The sequence below is a fragment of the Runella sp. genome, from assembly GCF_965279615.1.
Lineage (GTDB): Bacteria > Bacteroidota > Bacteroidia > Cytophagales > Spirosomataceae > Runella.
Map to the genome: position 1 here is coordinate 1663812 of NZ_OZ257252.1, position 26952 is coordinate 1690763.

Here is a 26952-nt window from a genome sequence, read left to right on the forward strand (position 1 = left end):
GCCGTAAACCCTATGAAAAACCGTTGGTTATTGCTGAAGCCTTATGCTTTGGCTCTCTATCAGATCATTATAAATTCTTCCTTTACGCTTGCCCTTTTATTTCTGGGCTGGTACACGCTTACTCAACTGCCCCAAGCTCAAGATGTTCTTAAAGAATACATGAGTCAAAAGGGATGGACATGGCCATTAACCTTCCTTTACGGTGCCGTATTTTTTTGGTCGTATGTGAGTCAGGCTTGCCTGAACATTACCCTTTTCAACGCCGAGAATATTGACAAAAATGCCGTTGCGGAGCGAGTTGCCAAATGGTTCCCATTCATTCTTGCTCAATTGCCTTTTGTCGCACTTTTGCAAAATTTGTGGGGATATAGCCTGCTCGTCTTGTCATTGTTGACAGTGCTCTACCTTGTTTTCTTCATTTCTAATCTGATTGCATTGATCAAGTGGGACGAGAAGTGGATATCGCAACTTTGGAATTTATCCGGGTCCATTCCCGATGATTTTCGAAAATTATGGAGTAATGTACAATACCGTATCTTTTTGGAAGCCATCGGAGGAGTCAGCATTGTTTGTATCTTCTTTTTTGTCATTCTACCGGTCGATTCCGGCATAGCTGTTTTGATAGGAACCCCCGCCATTTTAGTAGCAGGTGTTTGTGTTCTTACTACTTTTTTCAGCCTTCTGTTGTTCATGAGTTCTCCGGCGCGGCGCCCTATTGTCACCTTTTTCTTTGTGTACCTTTGGGTGGTTTCGTATTGGAACGACAACAAAGAGATCAGAAAAGGTGAAGGCCAAGCGAATCGCAGTATCGTTGCAGACAGCAACGACTTTAGAGCATGGGCGCTCGACCGTAAAGCCAAAGGGTATGCCCCTAAAGATACACTTCCCGTGGTGCTTATAGCCACGGAGGGCGGTGGCATACGGGCAGCGGCCTTTACGATGCTGTCATTGCTCAAACTCAACACAGTTATCCCCGAGTTTGATGCTCATTTGTACGCCGTCAGCGGCGTTTCCGGCGGCGGTGTGGGGGCTACTTTTTATACTGCGTATCGTCACGATCAGCAACTCAGTCCTTTTCACATGAAAGACAGCCTGTTGCGCGCTTTTTGCCATCAGGATTTTTTGTCCGACGTTTTGGGTGGTTTTTTATTTTCGGATGCCATCAACAGTCTTTCGCCGTTTCCCATAACGGGACTGGACCGAAATCGGAAATTGGAAGATGCCTGGGCAGCAGGATACAAAAGAGTTTTTGACTCCCCTACTCTTGATTCCGATTTCAGCAAGTTGTGGAAACCGTCGGCCAATGTGCCGCGCAATTTTGATCTGCCGGCGCTGATCCTCAACGGTACACTGGCCGAGACCGGCCAACGGATCATTACGTCCAATCTTGATTTAAAGAACAAAAAAGGATCGTTTGAAGACATCGTTTTTACATTTGACCAACGTCCGAATGACATTCCCGTAAAAACCGCAGCTTTGCTTTGTGCGCGCTTTCCGCTCATTACAAGCGGTGGGTTGCTTAAAAATGCAAAAGACGAAAGAGTAGGCCATATCACGGACGGTGGCTATTTTGAAAATACGGGAATGGAAACCTTAACTCAACTTCTCAATTCAGTTTCTGAGGACGTTAACAAACTGCGAACAGCAACCGACTCCACCCACTTAGTGATCAATTTTCACATTATTTTTCTTCAAAACTCTCAACCTTCCGATACAGAAAATGAGATCGATTCCACCAAAAATATTCCAACCAATGAATTGCTGCTCAAACCTATAAAACGAGCCGCATTCACCGATTACTCAACGATAGTAAAAAGCTTTTTTAATCCCTGGTCGCGCGGCACACAGACGCGTACCATTTTATTTAAGTCTGTTTTTGAAAAACGCAAAGACCTGAATGCGTCATTTTACCATATCCAACTGAAAAGGGTGGATTCCCAAAAAGAAATCGGTGGCCGACGTGATTACCCTTTGGGATGGTTTTTGAGTAATCAACTCGTTCAACAAATGAGCGACGATCTGGACAAAGACCCGAGTTACCAAAAAAACTTCCTCCTGCTTCGTCAAAGGCTCAACCGGATTCCACATTCGCTGTAAGATAATCCGGTACAGTTACCGAAAACAACGCTATTTTTGCGGCTGAATGACCAAAACGCAACAATGAGTATTAAAGTAATTGCCTTTGACGCCGACGATACCCTTTGGGTAAACGAACCTTTTTTTCTGGAAACTGAACAAAAATTCTGCGCATTGCTGGAAGATTATCTTCCTCATCACAGTATATCTCAGGAAGTATTCAGAACCCAAATTCAAAACATGCCGCTGTACGGCTATGGTGTTAAGAGTTTCATTTTGAGCATGGTAGAAACAGCCTTGCGCATTTCTGAAAACACGATCAGCATAACGGTTATCGAAAGAATCATTCAGTTGGGCAAAGAAATGCTCGAAAAACCCATTGAACTTTTGGAGGATGTTGAGCACGTTTTACATTCATTGTCAGGACATTACCGCTTGGTGGTAGCGACCAAAGGAGATCTGCTTGATCAGGAACGAAAGCTGCGCAAATCGGGATTGGAACACTATTTTCACCACATTGAGATCATGAGCGAAAAGAAAGAAACCGATTACCAAAAACTTATCAAGCATTTAGACATTCATCCGAGTGAATTCTTAATGATCGGCAATTCGCTCAAATCAGATGTGTTGCCGGTGTTGGCCATTGGAGGACATGGCATTCATATCCCGTTTCACACCACGTGGGCGTACGAGCAGATCGAGCACCATATTGAGCACGATAATTTCAGGGATTTTAAAACGATCAAAGAGATACTGACGCATTTAAACCCTGAGCATTAGACGTTAACAAATTGCTTCCTTACTTTTGAGTAACGGCATCAATAGTCTGAATCGGTGGTTGGAATGTTAGAGTTGCGACCATTTTAAAGAATTTTTCTGTTCTCTAAAAATCAGCAGAACAATGGTTTATCATTTTTCGGGCGCTCAAATGGGCGCAAGTTTATCGCTCAGTATTGAAAATAAGCAATTTGACCGTCATTTTTTCGGCAAAGACAGTACCGATAATCATTTTACCATTGCCTATAACCGAGGCAAAGCTCAGAAAGTCATTATTGACGAAATAACCCATGTTTTTCCTTCCAACAGTATTCTGCCATTGGTTGTCAATCAATCATTTCGTTTTGAAAAACCCGAACAAATCGTGGCTTGGCAGTTCAATCGTGAATTTTACTGCATCATTGACCACGACCAGGAAGTGAGCTGCGTTGGTTTTTTGTTTTATGGTTGGAACCAAACACTGTTTCTGCCGTTGGACGCCGTTCATCAACAAAAAATTGAACTGCTGGTGCAGATCTTTATTGATGAATTTGAAACCATTGACAACATTCAATCCGAAATGTTGCTGATGCTGCTCAAACGACTCATTATCATTGTTACACGGCTCGCCCGACAACAACAATTCAATGATAACATGCTACCGGACGGCAGATTTGACATCGTCCGGGAATACAATATTTTGGTAGAACATCATTACAAAACCCAACACCAAGTGGCTTTCTACGCCGCCAAACTCAACAAATCTCCCAAAACACTGTCCAATTATTTTGCGCTTTACGGTGCCAAAACACCGCAACAGCTCATCCATGAACGTCTCATCATGGAAGCCAAGCGATTGTTTTACTATACTGACAAATCAGCGAAAGAAGTGGCCTATGAATTGGGCTTCGAAGATGCGGCTTATTTCAGCAGTTTTTTCAAAAAACAAACGGGTGTTTCCGCTACCGATTTCAAAAATCGGAAACAAATCGCTGCCGTAGGGAAATAAACACAACAAGTCGGGAAATGGGGCCATTTACCGGCCTTCGTTATTGCCGCACCTTTGCATTGTCAATGTATCATTCATTTTAAAACAACCACGACAATGTCAACTTTCACCGTTCCCACCAAAGACCAAGTTTCTGAAACACACAAAGTTATTTTTGATAACCTCCAAAAAGCCCTTGGTTTTGTTCCCAATTTGTACGCAACGATCGCTTATTCCGACAACGGGTTGGCAAAATTTTTGGCGTATCAAAACGCAAAAACGTCATTGAACAACAAAGAAAAAGAGATCGTTAACCTGATTGTCAGTGAAGTAAACGGCTGCGCTTATTGTTTGGCCGCTCATACAGTGATCGGAAAAATGAACGGTTTTTCGGACGAAGAAATCCTGAAACTTCGTTCGGGCAATAGCTCAAACGCTAAATTTGACGCGCTGGTAAAATTTGCCAAAGAAGCTACCCTTTACAAAGGCCACGTTGATGATGCTACGCTTAATGCTTTTTATGCCGCCGGATATACCAATGGAAATTTAGTGGATATCATTCTTCAGATAAGTGACAAAACCGCCATGAATTACCTGCACAATTTAACGCAGGTTCCCTTAGATTTTCCGGCGGTTCCTGCTTTGGAAGAAGTTTTTTCTTAAAAAGACAAAATTATTCACGCAAAGCCGCAGAGGAGCAAATGCATGATGATCAATATCTTTGCGACTTTGCGTGAGAGTTAAAATACTTATATATAAACTAATTTTATACCATGGAAACGACATCAGATCAATCCCCGGACGATAACGATTTTGTACCGTTCGTAAATGAAGAATGCGGTGATACGCTTTGGGACGAAGTGCTTGCACAGGAACCCACTCCGGCCAAACCGCAAAGTTATGCTTCGCTTGCCTTTACGGAGCCTGTCAAAGCAATACAGCAGGAGCAACACAGCCGCGCAGCATATGAGCGATTTGAAAAAGCTATTGAAAACAAAGGGTTTACACCAAGAGAGATCAATTTTATTTCTCAAAGAGACAGTTTTTACATGGCGACCATTGGTGAAAACGGATTTCCTTACATTCAGCACCGAGGAGGCCCGAAAGGGTTTGTGCATGTGCTGGATGAGTTTACGTTGGGTTTCGTTGATTTCAGTGGTAATAAGCAATACATATCGGTGGGTAATCTGCAAACACACCCCAACGTCTCACTGATCATGATGGATTACGCTCGACAAATGCGTTTGAAACTGTATGCCGAAGCAGAGCTTGTTGGTTTGAACGAACGACCGGAATTGTTTAAAAAGTTGGACCCGGCACATTATAGACATAAACCCGAACGGCTTTTTATCCTACACGTCAAAGCGTTTGATTGGAATTGCCCGCAACACATTACGCCCCGTTATACGTTAGAAGAATTCAGGGAAATGATGGAAGGAAAACGCGATTTCCCAACCTAAAAAAGCAGTCATTAAGTGACTGCTTTTTTAGGTATTATCCAAAATACATCAGAATCAGTTGCCGGCATTATCACTCTTCCAGTCGATAGAAACGCATTGCATTTTCTCCGAAAACCTTTGCTTTATCGCTTTCTGAAAAGCCGATGTTGGTCATATATTCCCGCACCAACCCAATAACCTGCTCATATTCAGCCGCTACCAGACAGACCGGCCAGTCAGAACCGAATAAAAGGCGATCCGGGCCGAAAGCTTCAAATACCACATCGAGGTAAGGATAAAAATCTTTTTTTGTCCAATTTTTCCAATCAGCTTCCGTCACCATTCCCGATATTTTGCAAAGCACATGCGGTTGCGCGGCCAATTGGCGCATATAATTTGACCATGTATTGATCTTTCCATCTTTGATGTATGGTTTAGCAATGTGATCAACCACAAAATTCACGTTAGGTGCTTCTCGCACTAAATGCAACGCCGCTTTGAGTTGGGTTGGATAAATGAGAATATCGTACGTAAAGTCAAAAGCGGTCAATTGCCGAATGCCTTTCATCACTTCGGGACGCATCAAAAAATCATCCGGCTCGGCCTGTGCTACGTGGCGAAAACCTTTAAGCAATTCGTATTGTGAATAGTATTCCAGTTTTTCGTAGAGATTTTCCGCTCTCAGGTCTACCCAACCTACTACGCCTTTGACGAAGGTGGAATATTTTTCGGCCAAGGCCAGCAAAAAAAGTGTTTCGGCTTCTGATTGATCGGCCTGCACGGCTACGCAGCCGTCAACGCCATTGGCCTGCAAAACGGGCAATAAGTCTTCGGGTAAAAAATTGCACTGAATACGCGTCATTTGGTCATTGATCCAAGCGTCACGCACAGCATCATACATCCAGAAATGTTGGTGAGAATCAATTGTCATTGAAGAAATAATAAACCGAGAAATGATAAATAATAAACTGAAAAATGTTAAACCGAACCGCTGGGCGGCGGACCGCAATTTAAAATGTAAAAGTAAACAGCCTGCCTGCTTTTATTTAAGCACTTCCATTGTTGTAAGCTCGGGGCCGCCGCCACGGTTGCCGGAACCGGCTGCTACGTATACTTTCTTTTTGTAGACCGTTGCACCCGTTCCGTGGCGACCTTTGTTAAGGTTGGGCAGTTTTTCCCACTTCATTTGTTTGGTATCAAAAGCTTCCACTTCGGCGTGTGCTTCTACCTGCGCGGGGCTTTCACCGCCCATGATGAGCAGTTTATAGCCGAAAGGTACCGTTGTATTTCCCGCCCGTTGCGTGGGCAAATTCATACTTTCGGGCAAGGTCGTCCATGCATTTGTCTTAAAATCAAACACATCCACCGCAGGCTCGGTCAGATTCAACACCTGATTGATGCGGGCCGTAGAGCGTCGTCCGCCGGCAACGTACAACTTATCATCAATGATCGCTACCGATACGTGATCACGCACGTGCGGTGCATCGGGAAGTTTGCGCCATGTATTGGTTTTAGGATCGTATTCGTCCAACCAACCTACGTGCCCATCATAATGCCCATCCTGAATTCCGCAGACGAGGTATAGCTTGTTTTTATACACCACCGAACCGGCCGCTCCGCGCAGACGGTCAGCCGGAATGGATGGCCCTACGCGCCACTCATTTTTGACAGGATTGAAAATATATACGCTCGGGATGGGTTTTTCGTGCGGATACGGCCCCATAAAAGCCCCCATGACATACGCCTCATTTTTGTATTCAATGGCTTGAAAATGATTCATTTCAACAGGAGGTGCTGCCAATTGCTTCCAGGTATTGGTTTCAGGGTCGTACTCATCCACGGGGCGAGTGCCGCGTCCACCGATCAGGTATAATTTATCGCCAACTTTGGTAAAGGCATTTTCGTGCCGTGCGGTACAGCTTGTGGTCGATTGAACAGTTTCCCAAGCGGTAGATGTTTGGGCTTGGGCAAAGCCGGCAATCATAGAGCCAACGATAATAAAAACGGAGGTAAGTTTCTTTCTCATGCTAATTTCAAATTACCCTTAAAACTGAAAATAGGGCATTTTTTACTCATATTGTCTTTGGTTATAGAAATGCTCCACTATATATGTTTGTTCCTTTAGTGAAATGGGAATGTTTTGTAAAGCATCTGCATAAGTGTTTATTCAAAATTGCTTTAAGTTACTTTCAGGCTGTTAGACCCCGGATGGGGTCAGACATTTGTAGGTAATAATCCGATTTCTACAAACGTCTGACCCCATCCGGGGTCTAACAGCACACGAATCATTAGACAAAAATATATCCTCTACAATATCTGATTAAACTCCAAACGTTCACCATCCGGCCCCGCGATGTTGAAATATTTACATCCATTTTTCCAGAAAGGTAAAAATACAGGCGCTTCTTCCAACACATTAAAATCAGCCGCTTTGAGCGTTTGGAATACTGCGTCAATATCCTCTACATCAAAGGCTACGTGGTCTACGTGCCCATCTTTTCGCTGCCTGATCTCCGCCAATGCACTTTCGGGCATTTGATAGATTTCGACGATTATTTCACCACTTTGCATCATCGCAACCTGCCCCTGATCGCCGTTATGCGTAAACGACGACGACATCACATTTTCAAATCCCAAACGCTCATAAAAACCAATGGAGCGAGTCAGATCAGTGACCGGAATGCCTATGTGTTGGATACGTGTTAAAGAAAGATTCATGAATTTGTTATCATTTTGAGCAATACTCGTTCGTCTATACGCTATTTGTCTTTCACTTTAAAATCCAGATCGTGAAAATCAAAACTAAAATCCGTCAAAGGGGAAATAGCTTTCATCTTAAAGCCCGATGCTTTGCCTTCATTGTCCAGCTCAAACATCACGTAGGCGTCGGCGTCCATGCTACGCTCAGTCCATTTTACGATCAGCGTATTGCCTTTGTAGGGAAAAAGCTCGCCGGTCAGTTGGAAAGAGCGTTTGGAATCAAACCATAGTTTTCCATTTTTCACCGAAATCACCACATCGCCAAACCATTGATCCTGATACGTTCCTGTAAAAAGCGACGCATCTGTTTTTCCGGTGTTGGCTTTTTGCTGCGCTTCAATATCGCGCCAAATTTCGCCGGTTATTTTCTTTGCTTCGGCTTCATTTCTAAGCATCCTGTCGTGGTTTTCTTTCACCCGATCTATGCCTTTTACGCCTAAATAGCTGTCTTTTATAGTATTGGTAACTGACGTAAATGCTGCCCCTGACTGTTGGTTAGTAAAAACAATGATGCCCAATTTTAGCTCGGGCAGCAGCGTTACCTGCGTTACGATACCCGCCAAACCGCCCGTGTGCGTGGCCTGTTTATAGCCTTTTACATCGGTTAGCCCCCATCCTAAACCATAGCTTGAAAAATGCGTATTATAAGAATTTGTTCCTCTGACGGGAATAATGGTTTGGGGTGTCCACATATCCTCGTGAACATCTGCGCTGAAAAGTTGTTTGCTGCCATCGTATTTGCCGTTGTCCATTTGCATGATGATCCATTTACTCATGTCGGTCACATTGCTGTAAATACCGCCGGCGGCATTGGCTACTTCGCTCCAATCGCGGCGAATCACTTTCACCGTGCCTTCTACGGGCGCATGTGGATCGATCACGTTCGACTTATCTTTCAGCCGTTTGAACGAAGCCGCCGTAGCGTTCATGCCCAATGGTTTCAAAATACGGATTTCGATAAACTCCTCCCAAGGCATCCCCGACACCCGCGTCACGACTTCACCGGCTACAATGTAAAGCAGGTTATCGTAATCATATTTGGTACGAAAACCGGAAACGGGCTTCAGGTAACGGAGGTTATGAATGATGTCTTTTTTGGTAAAATCATTTTGATCCGGCCAAAACATCAGATCGCCGGCGCCCAGCCCCAATCCGCTGCGGTGAGTAAGCAGGTCACGTACCGTAAATTCTTCGGTTACGTACGGGTTGTACATTTTAAATTCGGGAATAACGTCCGTTACCTTGGTATCCCAAGTCATTTTTTTCTCATCAATCAGCATTCCCAACGCCGCCGATGTGAAAGCTTTGCTGTTGGAAGCAATCCCAAACAAGGTATTCTCGTCCATTTTTTGCCCGGTCGCCAACGACCGAACGCCGTAGCCTTTGGCATGAATCACCTTTCCATCTTTCACCACCGCAACGGCAATGCCCGGCACTTCGAAGGTTTTTAAGGTTTTTTCGACCAAAGCATCAATTTCGGTAGACGTAATAACCTGAGCGTTAATGAAAAAAACATGAAGAAATAAAACCGGCAGAAGGTAAAAGGTCTTTTTCATGGATTGGATGAAGGGTTTGGAAGTGAGGAATTAAATCATAAAAATCTTAACGATCAGCGTTCTACTAAAAGACGGGCCGAAAGATGGTTAAACAATTGAAGATGGGCATTTTTCAGAATAGTGCTGAAATAGGCAATCAGCAGGCTATTTCCTTTTATTTCAATCTTTTCCTCGACCAGAACTGAGCTCGTAGTTTTATCGGGTATAAATGTAAAATCAATCACAAGGTTAATCCCACCTTTGACATTGCTGACATATCGAATGTGCTTATCTTTCTCGATTTCAATAACTTCCGCTTTGTATTCAGGGCGCATTTTCAGAAATCCCAGCAATACCACTTCTTCTTTCACTTCATATTCAATACCCCCTGCCGCCGTTTTTGACAATTCATTTACCTCCACCATGTGCGGATGAAGTTCACCGAATTTTCTGAAATTCAAAACGCATTCATACACTCGGGCCAAATCGCCGGGAAAGGAATAATGAAGCAAAAGGGATTTTGTGGGCATTAGCGGCGTGATGCTTTAGCTATAGTTTTGTAGGATTGATGTAGCTTAAATGAGCAATTTTGCCAAAATCTCTGTCATTATCTAACAATAGAATTAACTCATGAACCATTGCAGTAGCTGCTATAACAGCGTCAGGAAGCTTAATTTTGAATTGTCTTCGAATAATAATTGTCTTATTGGCAATCATTTCCGAAAGCTCGTACTCATTGGCTATTTCAATAAAATCCTCAACCAATTTTTGAGTCTGTTGATCCGTTTGCCAACTTAACAGTTCAATCCAATTGATGATAGAAATTCGGCAATCATTAGCATCAAAAATAGTATCTACCAATTCACTTCCTTTCTCCGAAAGTTGCTCTTGAATGTATTTAACAAAAACATTTGTATCAATTAAATATCCCTTTCCCATTCATTACGAAGCTCTTGTATTTGTTGGCCGTGGGCATCTTTTTGAGTTTGAGTAAGGTGCTTTAATGCCCCTCGAAATCTTCGGGAAGGTTTTTCTGCAGTAGGCGTTTCCTGTACCGGATACAGAACTGTTACTAAAACTTTTGCTTTTTTAGGGACATTGTTAGGTTCATCCCACACAATATGCCCATTTTCTAATGTGCCTTCAAATGTTTGTAACATAACATTAAGGTTTTGGTCATATACAAATGTACGTACTAAAAGATCATTATTCCATAATTGTTAGTCAATTCTATCACTTTGATTATCTCTTAAAGCACTTTCAGAGTCAATTGCGTATTTATCCAAAATTAGAATATTGCCTTTCAGACTCTTATAAAAGTCAAGCAATTATAATAATCATGATATCGATTTCTCCGGCTTTACGCCAAAAAAGAACCCGATCCAAGGTACTCGACGTATCACCAACTCGTACAAAACCATGGAACCGATAAAGGTAGCGGCTACAATAAGGAGGTATTTTACGGCAATTCCGTAATCTGTTTTGAGAATGAAATAGCCGGCAATAAGCAAAACGGTTTGGTGAAGAATGTAAAAAGGATATACTGCTTTATTGGTATATTGAAGAACAGGAAGGTTCTTGTTAAAGTATTTCTTAGCCAAACCGATCAGGCCCAAAATCCAGGTAACAACATTCACACTGCTGAAAACTTGAAATCCAAAATACCCCAATGCGCTGCTTTCCAGAAAATTTTTACCCTTTGCGTGCAGCCCAAAATAGATCATTGAGAACGAAACGCAGCCCACAAAAACATAAAGCCACGTATCTTTTTCTATAGCATTCCAAAGCTTTTCGGTCGATGCGGTGAAATAACCGTAGATGAAGATCAAAATGTAAAAAGCAAAATTATACCAATCGCTTATTAAATTTCGGGTAGTGGGCCACGCGGCACGTAAGGTAATTTCGACAATAATTAACGGCACCGCAAACACAAAAAGCAGCGCGGCTCTGCCGGCCAAAAAGGTATGCAATCGTTGGACGAAATTTGTTCCTTTTTCCGTCCGGAAAAGCAGGAATAAAGGCAACGTAATCAGTGTAAATACAAACAGATATACTAAGAACCATAAGTGGTTCCAAGTAAAATTTCCCTGCGGATAAACGCCGTCAAAAAAATGGGGATAAAACTGAAAATAGGAACCGACAAATTTGTTTTGGTACAGCCGTTCAATGTAAACCTGTGGAGGAATCACTACCAAAATACCGAAAACAAGGGGAATAAATATCCTGACAAAACGCTCTTTGAGAAATGCGCCGGCCGTCCTTTTTTTAAGCGCAAATTTGATACCTGCGCCCGAAATGAAAAACAACAGTGGCAATCGCCATTGGTTCAAAAACAGCATCGGCAGTTTTAAATCATTGCTGAAGATGTCGTTTTGAATGTGAAAGCCCCAGTCTACAAACATGAGGCCTGTATGATAAAAAACCAGTAAACTGAAAGCAATGACGCGAAGCCAATCTAAATAATAACGCCGAGTATCTGTTTTGAGGTCAGACATAAATGAAGGGTTTGGCAAAGGATGTTTTTCCTTCCGAAATGTTGCTTCCATTGTACATTTAAACCATTATTGGACTATCTTCCATCCTTCCGGTGTCTTTACAGTAGCGCAACCGGGGCTGCCATCTTTGGCCGTACCCGGCACTTTTATTTCCAACACTGCCTGTGGGAGACTTTGCATTTGATGAATCATTTCCCACGTAATGCTCTTCAGCGGAACCTTCAATCGGCGGCTCCAGATCGAATCAAATTGGCCGGCGGCAGTGCCAATGTCAAGGTAGACGAAGCGCTCTTTGGGGGAACCTTGCGCCATCGCACCCAGAAACACCGGAAATTCATCCGTTTCTGATTTTACTTTCAATGTAAATTCAAACAGAAGGTCTTTTCCTTCAAATTGCTGTTTTTGAATGGTTTGATAAAAGGAACCACTGCCCTCTTGAAGTCCAATAACTACGCCCGATACCGGCTTTTCTAAAATTATCCTAAGTTTCAATTCCATTTTTAAGATAGGCTGATATTTTGTTTCTAAAGATACAAAGTTTCCAAATACTACTCCTGTTTACATTCGGTTTTGAGAAACCTCATCGTCAGGTTTGAGAACCTGACGTTACATTGGCGTAGTGTACTTTTGGTGCTGTGCTTTCGGTTTCTCAAAACCGAAAGAATTAGAAATTCAGGTCAAAAAAATATTTTACATACAAATACCAAATAAATCAAATTGATTTTACATACATTTACTAAATAAATAACATCAGGTATCATTTTTTATGAAAGGAAGCAATCTGGGAGAATTTGAAGAATTGGTTTTACTCACTATTGCAGCGCTGATCAGTGAGGCTTACAGCGTGGCTATTTGTGATGAATTGGAAAAACATACCGGCCGCGCCGCGAAATTGGGAGTAGTGCATTCTGTATTGAATCGACTGGAAGAGAAAGGATTAGTCAAAAGTCAATTGGGAGAAGCAACGAGTACGCGCGGTGGCAAACGCAAACGTTTTTACGAAGTGACGCAAACGGGCAAAATTGCCTTAATGCGCGCCAAAGATGTGCGTGAAGGGCTTTGGCGCATTATTCCCGGTTTTAACTTGGAAGGCTCTCTATGAAAACCTCTGCCACTTCTCCGCAACCACCCCGCTGGGCGCAACGATTTCTGCGCTGGTATTGTCGTGCCGAATTATTGGAAGACTTACAGGGCGATCTTAATGAGTTTTTTGACCGCAACCTGAAAGCCAAAGGTGCCAAACGCGCCCGCTTCATTTATTGCCTTGATGTATTGAAGTTCTTCCGCTTTTATACCGTACGAAAATTCGATTTTTTTCACCCTATAATTCCTTGGATCATGATTAGCAGCTATTTTAAAACATCACGGCGCAGTTTGGTGCGCAACAAATTATTTTCAGCCATTAACATCATTGGTCTGTCCATTAGTATGTCGGTCGGATTACTCTTGATCGCCTTTCTTACCGACCTGCTTTCGTACGATGATTTTCACGAAAAGAAAGACCGGATTTATCGGATCATTACGACCAGCCAACGACCGGGCCAACGACCTATGGAGCTTGTTTCGGGTTCGGTAAAAACAGGTAAAAAAATTAAAAATGAACTGCCGGGTGTTGAAAAGACAACACTCATTCGTTGGGGATTTGGCGGCGATGCGCAGATTGGTGACACCAAAATTCCACTGTCAGGGCTGTGGGCCGATAATGATTTTTACAAGGTATTTTCGTTTTCATTGCTCAAAGGCGATCCAAACACCGCTTTGAAAGAACCTTACTCCTTGGTATTGACCGAAAAAACGGCAAAAAAACTGTTTGGTGACACTGACGCGTTGGGTAAGTCTATTCGTTTTGATACCCTGAATTACGTAGTGACGGGCATCATGAAAGACATTCCCAAACTCTCGCACCTGCGGTTTGAGGCACTGGTTTCTTATGCAACCATCGAACTGCAAAATCCCGGGGGAGCCGACGGGGACTTTTTAAGTTGGGAAAACATTTATTCGAATTTCACTTACTTGGTTTTACCTAAAAACGGAAACCGCCAAACTTTGCAAGACCGTCTGAATCAATTCAGTAATCAAGAGAATAAGAATATAAAAAATCATATCATTTCGTTGTCGCTTCAACCGTTGAGTGAGGTGGTGATCGGTAACAGAGTGGAAAACTCCATTGGCCCTACCATAAACAGAATTGCAATATGGATATTGAGCGGATTGGTAGTGGTTGTTATCCTTTCGGCCTGTTTCAATTACACCAACCTCTCCATCGCCCGTTCACTCCGCCGCTCGCGCGAGGTGGGCATTCGCAAAGTAATCGGGGCATTGAAGGGTCATGTATTGGGGCAGTTTATCATGGAATCAGTACTCATTTCTTTACTGGCATTGGCCTTCTCCTTTATCTTATTTCTGTTTTTAAGAACCCAATTTCTTTCGCTAGCACCGCAAATCAGTGACCTTATTTCCCTGGAACTTTCTCCATTACTTATTGTCTATTTTATCGGATTTTCCATCTTTGTCGGCATTCTGGCAGGGTTCCTGCCGGCTTTGTTTTTTGCCCGCATTAAAGCCGTTCAGGTGATGAAAGACATGGCATCACTGCAATTATTCCGTCGGGTTACGATGCGAAAAGTACTTATTGTGGTGCAATACACATTATCGCTCATTTTCATCACCACTACGGTCATCGGGTACAATCAATACAAAAGTTTTCTGGTTTTTGATTTAGGCTTTACTACGGAGAATATTTTAAACATTCGGATGCAGGGAAATAAAGCGGAAGTATTTAAGAAGGAATTGGCTGCTCTTCCGGCAGTAAGTGATATTTCTACCTCCCGCATGATAACAAGTTTAGGAAGTAAATATGGCATGTCCATGAAATATCAAACTGACTCAACGGGCGTGTGGCTAAACTTTGTGGATGAAAAGTATTTTCCTATTCATAAACACCAATTTTTAGCGGGGAGCAATTTCCGGACTCGTCCGAAAAACGGTGAAGAAACCGAAGTAATTGTGAATGAACAATTGCTCAAGCGTTTTAACATCGCGAAACGCCTCCCTGTGAAAGCCATTGGCAAACAATTGATTACGCCTGAAGGCAAACACCTGAGCATTGTAGGTGTGGTGAAAGACTTTCATTATGGTACGTTGGAAGACAAAATTGAGCCTTTAGTGTTTCGCTATTCATCGGAAGAGTCGGGCGGCTATCTCAATGTCAAAATCAGCTCTAACGATTTGCCCGGCGCGATGGAAAGTATTAAAGAAGCTTGGAAGAGGATAGATAAAACGCATCCGTTGGATGCTCGTTTTTATGATGACCAAATTGAAGAAGCATATCGTCAATTTTCGGTCATGGTCAAAGTGATCGGTTTTCTGGCTTTTCTGGCTATTTGCATCGCTTCTATGGGGCTGTTTGGGATGGTCGTGTTTACTACCGAAACCAAGCTAAAAGAAATCAGTATTCGCAAAGTATTGGGAGCCAATGAATTTACCTTGGTCTATTTGTTGAGCAAAGGTTTTTTAATGCTGCTCATACTTTCGGCGCTGATAGCCCTTCCTGCCACTTATTTCTTCTTTGAACAAGTGGTACTAACCAAATTCGCCTATCATCAGTCTATTAGCTTGGCAGAACTTTTAGCCGGGGTTTTGGCAGTAATGACGCTGGCCTTTTTACTCATCGGATCACAAACCCTGAAAGTAGCACGAAGCAATCCCGCAAAGGTGTTGAAGAGTGAATAGTTTATAGAACTAAAATGATTTTGCCCCATAAAATGGTGCCGACGTTTTCTCGACAGCGAAAACGTCGGCACCATTTTTATGTATCGTTTAACGCCTTTATTTGTGTTTTTCACCGGCAATCTCACAGCATTCCGACCAAGCCAACGACCTGTTGTTCACCATTCAATACGACTAAATTTGCCGGATAGCCCGTTTTGATCTTCCCAAATCGGTCGCCAACACCGAGATGTTGGGCAGGGTACATGGATGCCATTCGAAAAGCTTCGTCTTTAGGAATACCTACGTGCTGAATGCAGTTACGCACGGCATCAAGCAGTGTGATCGCCGAACCGGCCAGTTTACCTTCGTCGTTGAGGAGACGGTGGCCGTCGTAATTGGCAATGAAATCTTCAAATTCAAACCGCATAGGATCGATCTTAGCCAAAGTCGCATCTGAGATCAGAAAAAGGCGCTCACGCATGAGCTGTTTGGCAATGCGCACCGTGGCATAATCGCAATGGTATCCATCTACTATAATGCTGGCATTGACCGTAGGCGTATCCCAAATTGCCGTTACTACGCCGGGTTCCCGGCTTTCAAACGGCCGCATGGCATTATAGAGGTGAGTAGCCAATTGAATGCCGCCGTTAAAATAACTTTTGGATTGTTCGTAAGTGGCATTGGTATGACCCAATGAAAGAATAATATCACTTTCCTGCAAAAGATGAAATAATTCTTCGGGCCATATTTCGGGGGCAATGGTCATGACCGTCAGCAACCCTTCACATGCGGCGATGATCTCGGCAATTTCCGCTTTGATAGGCACGCGCACCGCATTGGCACTGTGGGCACCGCGTTTGGTAAAATTAATAAAAGGCCCTTCTATGTGTAATCCTAAAACTCCCGTTTTTCCTGAAGCAATATAGGCTTTGGTTACTTCAATCGCCTTTAAAATTCGTTCGTGTGAGGTAGAATACAGTGTAGGCACCAGAGCAATTGTTCCGTCTTGGCGGTGCGTTTCGACCATATCGGTGAGTGACTCTTCCGACAGATCTCGTACAAAAAAGCCATTTTTCCCGCCATACAGTTGCAGGTCGACCAAACCCGGCAGGAGGTCGTGGCCCTGCAGATCAATGGTTTGTAGGTCTTGGGGAATGTCGTTTTGCAGCACAACATTTGTAATGATTTCATTTTCAACAAGAACCGCATAATTGGTCAAAACCTCTTCGCCGGTGTAGATCGTGCAGTTGGTGAGAGCGTGCATCTGATAGTGATTTTTTTTGGAACTTCCCGAAAGATGTAGAACTTTCGGGAAGTTTTCCAACGAACAATGAATAAAATTTGGCTTTCTTCTCCGCATTTGAGCGGCCATGAACAAAAATACGTACAGGAAGCATTTGCAACCAACTGGGTCGCCCCCCTTGGTCCAAATGTCGATGGTTTTGAGCGGGATCTTTGTACATATGTCGGCGCAGAGCATGCAGCAGCCCTTTCCTCGGGAACGGCGGCCCTTCATTTGGCATTAGTGCTGTTGGGGGTTGGCCGCGAGGATAGGGTCATCTGCCAGTCATTTACGTTTGCCGCTTCCGCTAACCCGATTGCTTATCAGGGTGCGGTACCCGTTTTTGTAGATTCAGAGCCGGAAACGTGGAATATATGCCCAAATGCGCTGGAAACTGCCATTAAAGGCGAAAAAGCAAAGGGCAAAAAAGTGAAAGCGGTAATTGCGGTACATCTCTACGGGATGCCGGCAAAGATGCGCGAAATTCAGGAAATCTGCCGCCTTTATGATATTCCGCTCATTGAAGATGCTGCGGAAGCATTGGGAGCTTCCTATCATGGACAAAAAATGGGAAGTTTTGGTTTATTGAATGTATTATCGTTCAACGGCAATAAGATCATTACCACTTCAGGAGGAGGCGCACTGCTTTCCGATAATGAAATTTTTATTCAAAAAGCACGTTTTCTGGCCACCCAAGCCCGCGACAATGCCCCTCATTATCAGCATTCCGAAATCGGCTATAATTACCGATTGAGCAATATTTGCGCAGGCATCGGGCGCGGACAGATGGAAGTGATCGACGAACGAGTGGCTCAACGGCGCGCCAATTTTGCGTTTTACCAAAAAGAATTGGGAAATAGTGAAGGCATTATATTCCAACCCGAAACCGAAGGCAATTTTTCCAACCGATGGTTGAGTTGTATCGTTGTTAACCCTGCGCTGACGGGCGGCATCACACGGGAAGCTATACGATTGAAATTAGCCGCCGAGAACATCGAAGCACGCCCCTTGTGGAAACCGATGCACCTACAGCCTGTATTCAAACATGCGATCTATTATGGAGGTAACACTGCTGAAAAATTATTCAACAACGGGCTCTGCCTCCCCTCAGGTTCAAATCTGACAGAGGAAGATTTAGAGAGAGTTGTAATAAACATCAAAAAGAGCCTAGGGTAATGTGATATAGATAATGTGTTATCGGATGCCTTCATCCGATACAAAGGTTTCTCAAAACCTTGAAAACGAAGGTATAAAAACGTCAATAGAGTGGGTTTTGAGAAACCCACTCCACAAGTTCAACTTCACACACTCAATAATCCATCGGATCATCGGCCACGCGTGTATTGTCGTGCCATGTACTCATTTCGGCCATATCTTCGGCGGAAAGAATAAAATCGAACACATCAATGTTTGCCGCCAAACGGCTTTTGCTTACTGATTTAGGAATCGTAACAGCATCTTGCTGCAACGACCAGCGAATTAAAACCTGAAAGGTAGTTTTGTCGTATTTTTCAGCGATTTTTACCAGTCTTGGGTCATTTGCTTTCAGTCCGCGCACCAACGGTGCATAGCCCTCCACCTGAATGCCCCGCTGCCGGCAATAGTCCAATTGCTCAGGCAAATAGCAGTACGGGCTCAGTTCAAACTGATTGACGGCAGGGATAATTTCCGCCTCAGGCCAAAGCTCTTCAAAATGAGGAATGTAGTAATTCGAAACGCCGATAGCACGCGCTTTGCCATCGGTATAGATCTTTTCCAACGCCTTCCATGTTTCAATGCGATGGCCACGCACCGGCCAATGAATCAAATACAGATCCACATAATCGGTATTCAATTGACGAAGACTTTCTTCAAAAGCGCGCAATGTTGGCTCAAAGCCCCGGTCCTCGTTTTGAACTTTAGTGGTTACGAAAATTTCTTCACGCGCCAGACCGCTTTCGCGCATAGCCTGTCCCACCTCCCGTTCATTGCGATAAGCAGCGGCGGTATCTACGAGTCGATATCCTAATTCAAACGCCCACAATACTGCCTGTTTAATGTCTTGGTCCGGTTGCGGATCATAAATGCCTAAGCCAAATTGCGGCATGGTAACACCATTATTGAGGGTGATAAGTGGAATATACAGAAAGTGTTTTAAATCGCGCAATGTAATTCTGAGACCAAAAGGATGAGATTTCAAAAATAAGAGATTTTAACGGCTAAGCCTTCTCATCACGATTTCCAACAAAACATTTTTTAAACTTGCAATTCAAAGTGACATTTTACAGCCTTATTCGTCAATACAAAATATACCTTTATTGATTTTATCACTACTTATTATGAGAAACCGTATTCGTTTTCATGGGATCCTTATCCTAATCGGCATAGTCTTCCTGCAATCCTGCTCGCGTAATCCTGTAACGGGCAAACGGGAAATTATCCTGATGTCGACCGATCAGGAGATTGCTTTGGGTCAACAGTCTCACCCTTCCATCATAGCCTCTATGGGTCTGTATGAAGACAAGAAACTGCAAAGTTTTATTACCGAAAAAGGCATGGCAATGGCTAAAATTTCCCATCGCCCCGACCTGCCTTATCAGTTCAATATCATTGATTCTCCCGTCGTTAATGCCTTTGCGGTGCCCGGTGGGTACGTTTATTTTACGCGTGGTATTATGGCCCATTTCAACAATGAAGCCGAATTTGCGGGCGTATTGGGACATGAAATCGGCCACGTAACGGCGCGCCACTCTGCACGCCAACAGACGAGCCAAATTTTGGGAACGGTTGGGCTAATCGCCGGCATGGCTATTTCGCCCAAATTTGCTCAGTTTGGTGAGCAAGCCATGCAGGGTTTGCAAATGTTGATGCTTAGTTATAGCCGCGCCCATGAATCTGAGTCAGACAAAATTGGGGTGGAATATTCGAGCAAAGTAGGGTATGATGCGCATCAAATGGCCAACTTTTTCGGTACCATTAAGCGTATTTCGGATAACTCAGGGCAGTCTATTCCAAATATTATGTCAACGCACCCCGATCCGGGCGACCGTTTTAACAATGTTCATGCAATGGCGACCGATTGGCAAGCCAAAAATGCGGGCAATTACGCCATTAATCGGGACAGCTATTTGCAAATGATCAACGGTATTGTGTACGGTGAAGACCCTAAACAGGGGTTTGTGGAAAACAATGTTTTTTACCATCCTGAACTGCGTTTTCAATTTCCTGTACCTGCCGACTGGCAAACGCAAAACTCGCCCGAGCAACTGGTCATGGCACCTAAAGATGGTAAATCAGGAATATTGTTCAACGTTGCCCAAGGCAAAATGCTTGATTCAGCGGCACAAAATGTGGTGAAACAATACAATTTGAAAGTGCTTGAGTCTACGCGCAAAACCATCAACGGCAACCCGGCCATTGTAATAGTATCACAACAAATTCCTCAACCGCAACAGGGACAAGCCCAACAACCACAAACACCCGCCACTACAGTGCAGATCGGGACATGGTTGATTCAATACAACGGATTGATCTATGCCATGCACGGTTTATCTACCGCCGACATTTTTCCTTCGTTGTTTCCAACCTTCAAAAATACCGCCGAAAATTTTCGTTCGCTGAGCGATCCTGACAAGCTTAACCGCAAACCCGAACGCATATTTGTAAAAAGTGCGCCCCGTAACGGTACATTTAAGGAAATTATGAGTGCTTTGGGAATGCCCGCAAGTCGCTTAGAAGAGTTGGGAGTGGTCAACAGCATGAAAGCCGATACGCCCATCCAGAAAGGAATGTTGGTGAAAGTGATCGGGAAGTAATGAGAATCCACCTTATAGGTCTGGTTATCATTGTATATCAGGCCTATAAGGTTTTCTGACTTCTATCCCAACGCATAACGCTTGCCGGGCAGTGAACGCACATAGCCTTGCAACTCCAGATTAAGCAGTAACGTTGCCAGTTTGCCCGTGGATACCTGGCTTTCCCACGTAAGATTATCAATGTGCATTTCTCCTTTTTGACGAAGTAACGAAACAATTTGGCTTTCTTCCAACGTAAAATGTTCGGGAACTTCGATCTTGACAGATGATTTGTTGGATAGCCAACTCAGGGATTCCAGCAAATTATCCACTCCCGTAAAAATCTGGGCTTTGTTGGCACTTATCAGATTATTAGGGCCAATGGAATACGGATTTGAGAGATTTCCGGGCACAGCAAACACATCTCGGTTGTAATTATTGGCAAACTCGGCGGTAAGCAATCCTCCTCCTTTTTTGGCAGATTCTACCACAATAACAGCATCTGAAAGACCTGCAATGATGCGGTTTCGGGCCGGAAAGCGCATAGGATCAGGCTTAGTTCCCAAACAATATTCCGTTACGATCCCGCCGTTGCTTTCCATCTCAACCGCGGTTTTGGCATGACTGTCAGGATATACCACATCCACTCCCGTAGCCATAACGCCAATGGTAGGCATATGACTCCTGACACTAGCCCGATGCGCCGAAATATCAATGCCGTATGCAAGGCCGCTGACAATCGTTACGTCATGATTGACAAGGCCTTCCACGATCTGTTCCGTGATGTTTCGACCATAATCGGTGGCTTTGCGCGTTCCGACCAACGACACATAGCGTCCGTTGTTAAAATCAATGTTACCTTTTGTATACAGCAAAACGGGAGCATCGTACAGTGATTTGAGCCGTTGCGGGAAAGCAACATCGGTGTAAAAAACAATGTTGCCATTTACTTTTTCCAGCTTCACTAATTCAGCTTCAGCTGTCTTTAATCCTTCTTTTTGTAAAATGGTCCGTGCCAGTGCTTCCCCTACGCCCGTAACACGGATCAATGTTTTAAAATTGGCCTCAAAAACCTTTTGGGCATCTCCAAAATGAGCCATTAAATACCGAATCAGTACACCTCCCAACCCGGGAGTTAAATGCAATCCTAACTGATAAAGACGTTGGTCCATGAATTAAGTTTAGTGTTCATTTTTAATACCACCTCCCAAGTATTGACAATTGATCAAAGCATCAATGCCGGGATATGGAACAGGCACTTTTTCGTATTGGTAGGCTACTTTGAGCGAACGCGTATGATTATTATCGCCCATGGCCACATCTACGTCATCCATCGTAAATTGGCAAGGGTGTTCATACCCACAGGCAATCGCGATCTCAAGAATTTCTTTGGTCAATGTTTTGCCATAATTGTAAAAACGCTCGCTTTTCAATGTCGGGTCCAGCCCCGACTGAAGCCACTTATTCTGCGTTGCCACACCCGACGGGCAACGGTTGGTATGGCATAACTGCGCCTGAATACACCCAATAGACATCATGGCTTCGCGGGCTACATTGATAATGTCTGCACCCATCGAAAAAGCCATAATTGCCTGAGCAGGAAGCCCTAACTTCCCTGAACCGATGAACGTGATGCGGTCGGTAAGTCCATGCTTTTTAAAGATCCGGTACACGCTCGAAAAGCCGTAGACCCAAGGCAAAGATACATGGTCGGCAAACGAAGGCGGAGCCGCACCCGTTCCACCTTCTCCCCCATCAATGGTTATAAAATCAGGCCCATGACCTGTTTTTACCATTAACTCAGCCAGCTCCTCCCACATATCCAATTTCCCAACCGCTGCTTTAATTCCGACCGGCAGCCCCGTGGCCTCAGCCATGGCTTCAATAAGATTTACCATCTCCGGCAAGGTAGAAAAAGCACTGTGGGCTGCGGGCGAAATAACGTCTTTCCCCATCGCAACGTGCCGAATATCAGCAATTTCCTGCGTGATCTTGGCGGCGGGCAATACGCCTCCTTTTCCGGGCTTAGCGCCTTGCGAAAGTTTCAGTTCAAGCATCCGAATGGCCGGGTTTTTCTGCGTGAGTTTGACCAATTTTTCCATCACAAAATTTCCGTTTTCATCTCGAATACCGAAATAGGCAGTACCGATATTAAGTACCACGTCGCCGCCTTTGGCATGATACGGCGAAAAACCTCCTTCCCCGGTGTTGTGATAACAGCCAAATTTGGCCGCACCTTCGTTGAGCGAAGTGATGGCAGAGGCCGACAAAGAGCCAAAACTCATTCCGGAGATATTAACGACCTGTTTGGGACGATACGGCTTGCGACGATTATGGCTTAACCCAATGACTTTGGGAGCAGGCAAGACGTACGGATTTTCGCGATAGGGATGATCCGGGGCGAGCCGTTTGGTTACCAATGCCGGTTTGATAAAAATGAACCCCGCACTGTTAACATCCTGGTCAGTTCCAAAACCCTGAAAGTTATTTTCCCGTTTGGACGACGCATATATCCACGAACGTTGCCGGCGATTGAAGGGAAGTTCTTCGCGGTTGTTGGCCACAATGTATTGGCGAAATTCCGGTCCGACGGTCTCCAACCAATACCGAAGATGCCCAATAACCGGAAAGTTATGCAGAACGGTGTGCTTTTTTTGGGTTATATCCCAAATCGCAACCACAACCAAAACCAACAATATCCATGCCCACCAAGGGACCATTGCAATCCAATCTATGAATGTATTCATCAGGGTTTAGTAGTTTTATTAAAAATGGTAAAACAAATCTCTCCTATTTCTCCAATCATTTTTTCGGCCTCTTTTTCGGGCGTTCCACGAATAAAAACCGAGATCACAAAAGGCATAGAAGCAAATACAATGCCTGCATCACCTCGTACGTACGTCAATCCGCCTGTTTTATGCGCTATTTTAACTGTTTTAGGAATGAGCCGAGGCAATGTCACCGTATCTTGATTTTGGTATAGGAATTCCATCATTTGCTCACACAGATCGGGCGTAGCCACTTTATGGCTATAAATAAGACGTAATAATGCGTTGATGTCACGGGGAGTCACATAATTATCGATCCCGCGCGCTACCGCTGCGGTATCCATCATCACTCGATTCAATTGGAGCGTCGACAACCCGAGTTGTTTCATACGATCATTGACCGTTGCTCTTCCGAGTTTTCGAATAAAGATATTGGTGGCCGTATTATCGCTCGCGATCATCATCAAACGAGCTACTTCTTTCAGGGTCATTTGCTTCCCGTCGGGATAGGATGCCATCACCCCTGAACCGCCCGTTTTGTCGGTAGCCAGCAACGTATAGGTTTCATTTAGGCTGATTTTCCCTGCCTTGACCTGTTCCATCAATTCCACCAAGATCGGAATTTTAATGATACTCGCCGACGGAACGGCCTCAGCGGGTCCTTTGCTGAAATACACTTCTCCTTTCAGCGATTCAATTTGCAGGTTTACAACGGTCTTGGCAGGAAGTTGCGAAAGATAAGTTTCAAGGGCGTTAAAAGAAAGGCCTTTTTGCGCATTACTCGCTAGCGTGAGCAGCATGAGGCATAAAAAAATAAGTTGTCGCATCAGAAAAATGGGTTTCCGGCAACAACTTACGCAGAGCAATGATAAAAATCAAGCGGTCTTATTTTTCCGCTCCCGGGGCATCTGCCGGGATGTCAATGTGTTTTTCCAGATCTTTACTTACAAACAGCTTAAATTCAGTTTTTAACTTACGATAATTATCATGAAAAAAGACCATTTTCTCCCGTAAATAGGTTTGTGTCTCACGGATCTCTTCGTTAAAATCTTCTGTTTGTTCTTTAATAACACTGGCGATGATCCCCTCCTGATCACGGAGATCTGCCTGAATGTTTTTAATGGTCCGCTTAAAATGGTCAAACTCTCGTTCAAAGCGTGTCAGTGTTTCTTCAAAGTGGCTCTCTATTTCTTCAACAGGCAAAAACGCGCGCATTTCATGAACCAAATGCGAAAAAAAATCAATTTCCTGCTCAACAAAGATGGTTTCATTGAGCCAAAGCGAATGCTCAAAATGAAATCGCGCCAGATCAAATTTAGTATTTCGTGCCATGATATGCGTGGTTAGATGAATAGACCTAAACTCCTTATTATTTTTTTTTTCAGGTATGAGGTTTATCAACCGATTAACTGACTGATATCAGTTATGGCAAATAAAAACTGCATTGCCTACCCCCTGATTTGAGAATTGTTTGTAGCTTTACGTTGAGCAAAAAACCATTTATCAACCCTTTTTTGAAAATGAAGAAATTCAATTTTACCTTATTATTCCTTGGATTTACGTTCATCGCAATCGCTCAACAAACCAATGGGCAGTTGACAAATACGGCTCGTGATCTGATCAATTTAGACGGGTTTAAACTCAACGCCAATAACTCCAACGTGGGGCTTTTTGGAATAAAAGGACCTAAAGGCAATCTCGTTGGTGATCCTTATCTTGACTCAACCTGGCAAATCGGGAGTATTAAATTATACAAAAAAATAGGCCCTCCGGGACGCGAAGGGGATAGCATAGCTAACGTACCTCTCCGTTTGGACCTGTTTGTCAATGAATTGGAAGTACGGATCGGGGAAGCGAAAGAAGTCAGGGTAGTGACGGGAAACCTAGTCCGATTCTTCACCCTTGAAGCCCCCGAGCGGCGGATTTTTCTGAATACAAACCAATTCAGGTCTGAAGACAACCTTCAGGGATTCGTAGAATTGATCAAAGGCGGACGCTTATCGTTGGTGGAATTAACGAAAACAGCTATCATCAAACCCAACTACAATGAAGCGATGGCGTTGGGAAGCAAAGACACTAAGATCGTAAAGAACAGCCAATATTACGTTGTAAAAGGAAATACGTTGGTAGCGATCGGCTCTTCTAAGAAAAAGTTATTGGATGCTATGGCCGACCGCGCCGATGATGTGGAAGAATTTATAAAGACCAATAAACTCAGCCTCAAATCCCGTAGCGACATCACCAAAGTATTTACGTTTTATAATACTTTATAACGCGCAATCGTCGGGTAATGATCCGAATATTTTACATCTTTACGGGTTTGAAAATCAATCACTTTTAGGCTTTTTTGATCATAAAACTGATTGTCTATTCGAATAAAGCCGGGCGCTTTTCGGTACGTAAATCCAAATCCGCTGCCTGCTTCTTCAAATCCATTCAACAATCGTTTCCGGACTTGTCCATACGCATAACTATAAGGAATCTCGTTAAAATCACCACACACCAACACCGGATGCGGGCTTTCTTCGATCCATTCCGTAAGAATGGCGGCTTCTTCGGCGTGATGGACAAACCCCCATTTCAGCTTTCTGAAAATGTTGAACAATTCATAACGCCCCAAACCGAAGTTTTTTTCACGAACCGCTAATTTTATGCCGCCCACTCGTACGATCATTGAACGTAAATGAACACTTATGAATCGGATGGTATCTCCTTTAATGTTAATATCAGCATAAATGATCCCATTTTGAGCACTGAACTCTTTTTCTTTGTGCTGCACAATCGGATATTTGGAGAGAATTGCCAAGCCGTTTGAATAGTCCTTTCCGGATTCTTCTTCAGAATGCAAAGACACACGATAAGGGTAGCCTTTCTTTTGGAATTGAGAAAATGTTTGCAATTCCACTTGAGTTTCGTGGTTAAAAAACTCCTGAAAACACTTCACATCCGCATCTTCATTCTCAGCCCATTTAATTAATTTGTAGGTATTTTCACGTTCATTTTCGCCCAGGTAACTCTGCATGTCAAACGACATCACATTGTAACTCATGACTTTAATTTCTTTCCCTGAATGCTTTTCGGCCTCCTCCGGGGCTCCCCATCCGTAGGTCCTTGCCCAAAAAGGGAAACTCAGTAACAATGCCAAACCCGATAACCAAGCTTTCTTTGGTCTAATCACTAACCAAAAGCCAAACAACAAAATATGAAGAATCAGTAACAAAGGAAGACTCATCATAATGAACCCCGCAATCCAATGTCCGGTAAAGGCAAAGTAGGTAAGCGTGTAACTGATTAAGGTAAAGCAAAAAAATAATTGCTGAATACGCCAAAAAAGGGGAGTTTTGGATTTCATTGCGTAGTTTTTCACCG

The 26952-nt window shown here is 43.7% G+C and carries 26 protein-coding genes; 10 read left to right on the forward strand and 16 right to left on the reverse strand.

Features of this window, described 5'->3' with window-relative positions; translation table 11 throughout:
* Positions 1 to 12: 12 nt before the first annotated feature.
* From ACQY73_RS07415 to ACQY73_RS07435, 5 genes are all read left to right on the forward strand, one after another.
* Positions 13 to 2097 carry a patatin-like phospholipase family protein gene (locus ACQY73_RS07415; protein ID WP_428663584.1) on the forward strand — a complete coding sequence of 695 codons (2085 nt, stop codon included), beginning with the start codon at positions 13 to 15 and terminating at the stop codon, positions 2095 to 2097.
* A 63-nt stretch (positions 2098 to 2160) separates the two neighbouring features.
* Positions 2161 to 2856, forward strand: coding sequence for an HAD family hydrolase (locus ACQY73_RS07420; RefSeq protein WP_428663587.1), 696 nt, complete (start codon positions 2161 to 2163; stop codon positions 2854 to 2856).
* A 121-nt stretch (positions 2857 to 2977) separates the two neighbouring features.
* A complete protein-coding gene (locus ACQY73_RS07425; RefSeq protein WP_428663590.1) occupies positions 2978 to 3841 on the forward strand; it encodes a helix-turn-helix domain-containing protein in 864 nt (287 codons plus the stop codon).
* 96 nt (positions 3842 to 3937) lie between these two features.
* A complete protein-coding gene (locus tag ACQY73_RS07430) occupies positions 3938 to 4483 on the forward strand; it encodes a carboxymuconolactone decarboxylase family protein (protein ID WP_428663593.1) in 546 nt (181 codons plus the stop codon).
* Between the two features lie 110 nt (positions 4484 to 4593).
* Positions 4594 to 5280 (forward strand): pyridoxamine 5'-phosphate oxidase family protein, encoded by a 687-nt coding sequence (locus ACQY73_RS07435; protein ID WP_428663596.1) that lies wholly within the window; start codon positions 4594 to 4596, stop codon positions 5278 to 5280.
* Positions 5281 to 5350: 70 nt separating this feature from the next.
* Here ACQY73_RS07435 and ACQY73_RS07440 read toward each other — a convergent pair whose 3' ends face one another.
* From ACQY73_RS07440 to ACQY73_RS07480, 9 genes are all read right to left on the reverse strand, one after another.
* Positions 5351 to 6190, reverse strand: a complete 840-nt coding sequence (locus ACQY73_RS07440; RefSeq protein WP_428663599.1) for an amidohydrolase family protein — start codon at positions 6188 to 6190, stop codon at positions 5351 to 5353.
* 111 nt (positions 6191 to 6301) lie between these two features.
* Positions 6302 to 7285, reverse strand: coding sequence for a Kelch repeat-containing protein (locus ACQY73_RS07445; protein WP_428663602.1), 984 nt, complete (start codon positions 7283 to 7285; stop codon positions 6302 to 6304).
* 281 nt (positions 7286 to 7566) lie between these two features.
* Entirely contained in the window at positions 7567 to 7977 is a 411-nt protein-coding gene (locus ACQY73_RS07450) for a VOC family protein (protein ID WP_428663606.1), read from the reverse strand.
* 41 nt (positions 7978 to 8018) lie between these two features.
* Positions 8019 to 9575, reverse strand: a complete 1557-nt coding sequence (locus ACQY73_RS07455) for a serine hydrolase (protein ID WP_428663609.1) — start codon at positions 9573 to 9575, stop codon at positions 8019 to 8021.
* Positions 9576 to 9628: 53 nt separating this feature from the next.
* Entirely contained in the window at positions 9629 to 10084 is a 456-nt protein-coding gene (locus ACQY73_RS07460; protein ID WP_428663612.1) for an SRPBCC family protein, read from the reverse strand.
* A 19-nt stretch (positions 10085 to 10103) separates the two neighbouring features.
* Positions 10104 to 10493 (reverse strand): type II toxin-antitoxin system VapC family toxin, encoded by a 390-nt coding sequence (locus tag ACQY73_RS07465; RefSeq protein ID WP_428663615.1) that lies wholly within the window; start codon positions 10491 to 10493, stop codon positions 10104 to 10106.
* On the reverse strand, positions 10475 to 10714 hold the full coding sequence (locus ACQY73_RS07470) for a hypothetical protein (protein ID WP_428663618.1): 240 nt from the start codon (positions 10712 to 10714) through the stop codon (positions 10475 to 10477). The genes ACQY73_RS07465 and ACQY73_RS07470 overlap by 19 nt, the downstream gene beginning before the upstream one ends.
* A gap of 177 nt (positions 10715 to 10891) precedes the next feature.
* Positions 10892 to 12049, reverse strand: a complete 1158-nt coding sequence (locus ACQY73_RS07475) for an acyltransferase family protein (RefSeq protein ID WP_428663621.1) — start codon at positions 12047 to 12049, stop codon at positions 10892 to 10894.
* Between the two features lie 66 nt (positions 12050 to 12115).
* Positions 12116 to 12547, reverse strand: coding sequence for a DUF5990 family protein (locus tag ACQY73_RS07480; protein ID WP_428663624.1), 432 nt, complete (start codon positions 12545 to 12547; stop codon positions 12116 to 12118).
* A gap of 268 nt (positions 12548 to 12815) precedes the next feature.
* Here ACQY73_RS07480 and ACQY73_RS07485 point away from each other — a divergent pair, with 268 nt between their 5' ends.
* Both ACQY73_RS07485 and ACQY73_RS07490 read left to right on the forward strand, forming a co-directional pair.
* On the forward strand, positions 12816 to 13151 hold the full coding sequence (locus tag ACQY73_RS07485) for a PadR family transcriptional regulator (protein ID WP_428663627.1): 336 nt from the start codon (positions 12816 to 12818) through the stop codon (positions 13149 to 13151).
* Positions 13148 to 15781 (forward strand): ABC transporter permease, encoded by a 2634-nt coding sequence (locus ACQY73_RS07490; RefSeq protein ID WP_428663630.1) that lies wholly within the window; start codon positions 13148 to 13150, stop codon positions 15779 to 15781. Before ACQY73_RS07485 ends, ACQY73_RS07490 begins: the two co-directional genes overlap by 4 nt.
* Positions 15782 to 15902: 121 nt before the next feature.
* On the opposite strand, the gene nagA is transcribed toward ACQY73_RS07490, so the two are convergent.
* A complete protein-coding gene (gene nagA, locus ACQY73_RS07495) occupies positions 15903 to 17024 on the reverse strand; it encodes an N-acetylglucosamine-6-phosphate deacetylase (protein WP_428663633.1) in 1122 nt (373 codons plus the stop codon).
* Between the two features lie 66 nt (positions 17025 to 17090).
* On the opposite strand from nagA, the gene ACQY73_RS07500 reads away from it, so the two are divergent.
* The gene (locus ACQY73_RS07500) at positions 17091 to 18218 is read left to right on the forward strand and encodes a DegT/DnrJ/EryC1/StrS family aminotransferase (RefSeq protein WP_428663636.1); all 1128 of its coding nucleotides are present in this window, start codon (positions 17091 to 17093) and stop codon (positions 18216 to 18218) included.
* A gap of 133 nt (positions 18219 to 18351) precedes the next feature.
* Here ACQY73_RS07500 and ACQY73_RS07505 read toward each other — a convergent pair whose 3' ends face one another.
* A complete protein-coding gene (locus tag ACQY73_RS07505; RefSeq protein ID WP_428668433.1) occupies positions 18352 to 19128 on the reverse strand; it encodes an aldo/keto reductase in 777 nt (258 codons plus the stop codon).
* Positions 19129 to 19360: 232 nt separating this feature from the next.
* Here ACQY73_RS07505 and ACQY73_RS07510 point away from each other — a divergent pair, with 232 nt between their 5' ends.
* On the forward strand, positions 19361 to 20836 hold the full coding sequence (locus ACQY73_RS07510; protein WP_428663639.1) for a M48 family metalloprotease: 1476 nt from the start codon (positions 19361 to 19363) through the stop codon (positions 20834 to 20836).
* Positions 20837 to 20898: 62 nt separating this feature from the next.
* On the opposite strand, the gene dprA is transcribed toward ACQY73_RS07510, so the two are convergent.
* The 4 genes from dprA to ACQY73_RS07530 all read right to left on the reverse strand — a co-directional run bounded on the left by dprA (position 20899) and on the right by ACQY73_RS07530 (position 24915).
* The gene (gene dprA, locus ACQY73_RS07515) at positions 20899 to 21987 is read right to left on the reverse strand and encodes a DNA-processing protein DprA (protein ID WP_428663642.1); all 1089 of its coding nucleotides are present in this window, start codon (positions 21985 to 21987) and stop codon (positions 20899 to 20901) included.
* A gap of 9 nt (positions 21988 to 21996) precedes the next feature.
* Positions 21997 to 23562 carry an FMN-binding glutamate synthase family protein gene (locus ACQY73_RS07520; RefSeq protein ID WP_428663645.1) on the reverse strand — a complete coding sequence of 522 codons (1566 nt, stop codon included), beginning with the start codon at positions 23560 to 23562 and terminating at the stop codon, positions 21997 to 21999.
* Entirely contained in the window at positions 23562 to 24383 is an 822-nt protein-coding gene (locus ACQY73_RS07525) for a serine hydrolase (RefSeq protein WP_428663648.1), read from the reverse strand. The genes ACQY73_RS07520 and ACQY73_RS07525 overlap by 1 nt, the downstream gene beginning before the upstream one ends.
* Before the next feature lie 85 nt (positions 24384 to 24468).
* Positions 24469 to 24915, reverse strand: coding sequence for a hypothetical protein (locus ACQY73_RS07530; RefSeq protein WP_428663651.1), 447 nt, complete (start codon positions 24913 to 24915; stop codon positions 24469 to 24471).
* 188 nt (positions 24916 to 25103) lie between these two features.
* Between ACQY73_RS07530 and ACQY73_RS07535 the strand changes: the two genes are divergently transcribed.
* Positions 25104 to 25856, forward strand: coding sequence for a hypothetical protein (locus ACQY73_RS07535; RefSeq protein WP_428663654.1), 753 nt, complete (start codon positions 25104 to 25106; stop codon positions 25854 to 25856).
* Here ACQY73_RS07535 and ACQY73_RS07540 read toward each other — a convergent pair.
* Positions 25841 to 26935 carry an endonuclease/exonuclease/phosphatase family protein gene (locus ACQY73_RS07540; RefSeq protein ID WP_428663657.1) on the reverse strand — a complete coding sequence of 365 codons (1095 nt, stop codon included), beginning with the start codon at positions 26933 to 26935 and terminating at the stop codon, positions 25841 to 25843. The two genes, ACQY73_RS07535 and ACQY73_RS07540, sit on opposite strands and share 16 nt — an antisense overlap.
* Positions 26936 to 26952 lie beyond the last annotated feature (17 nt).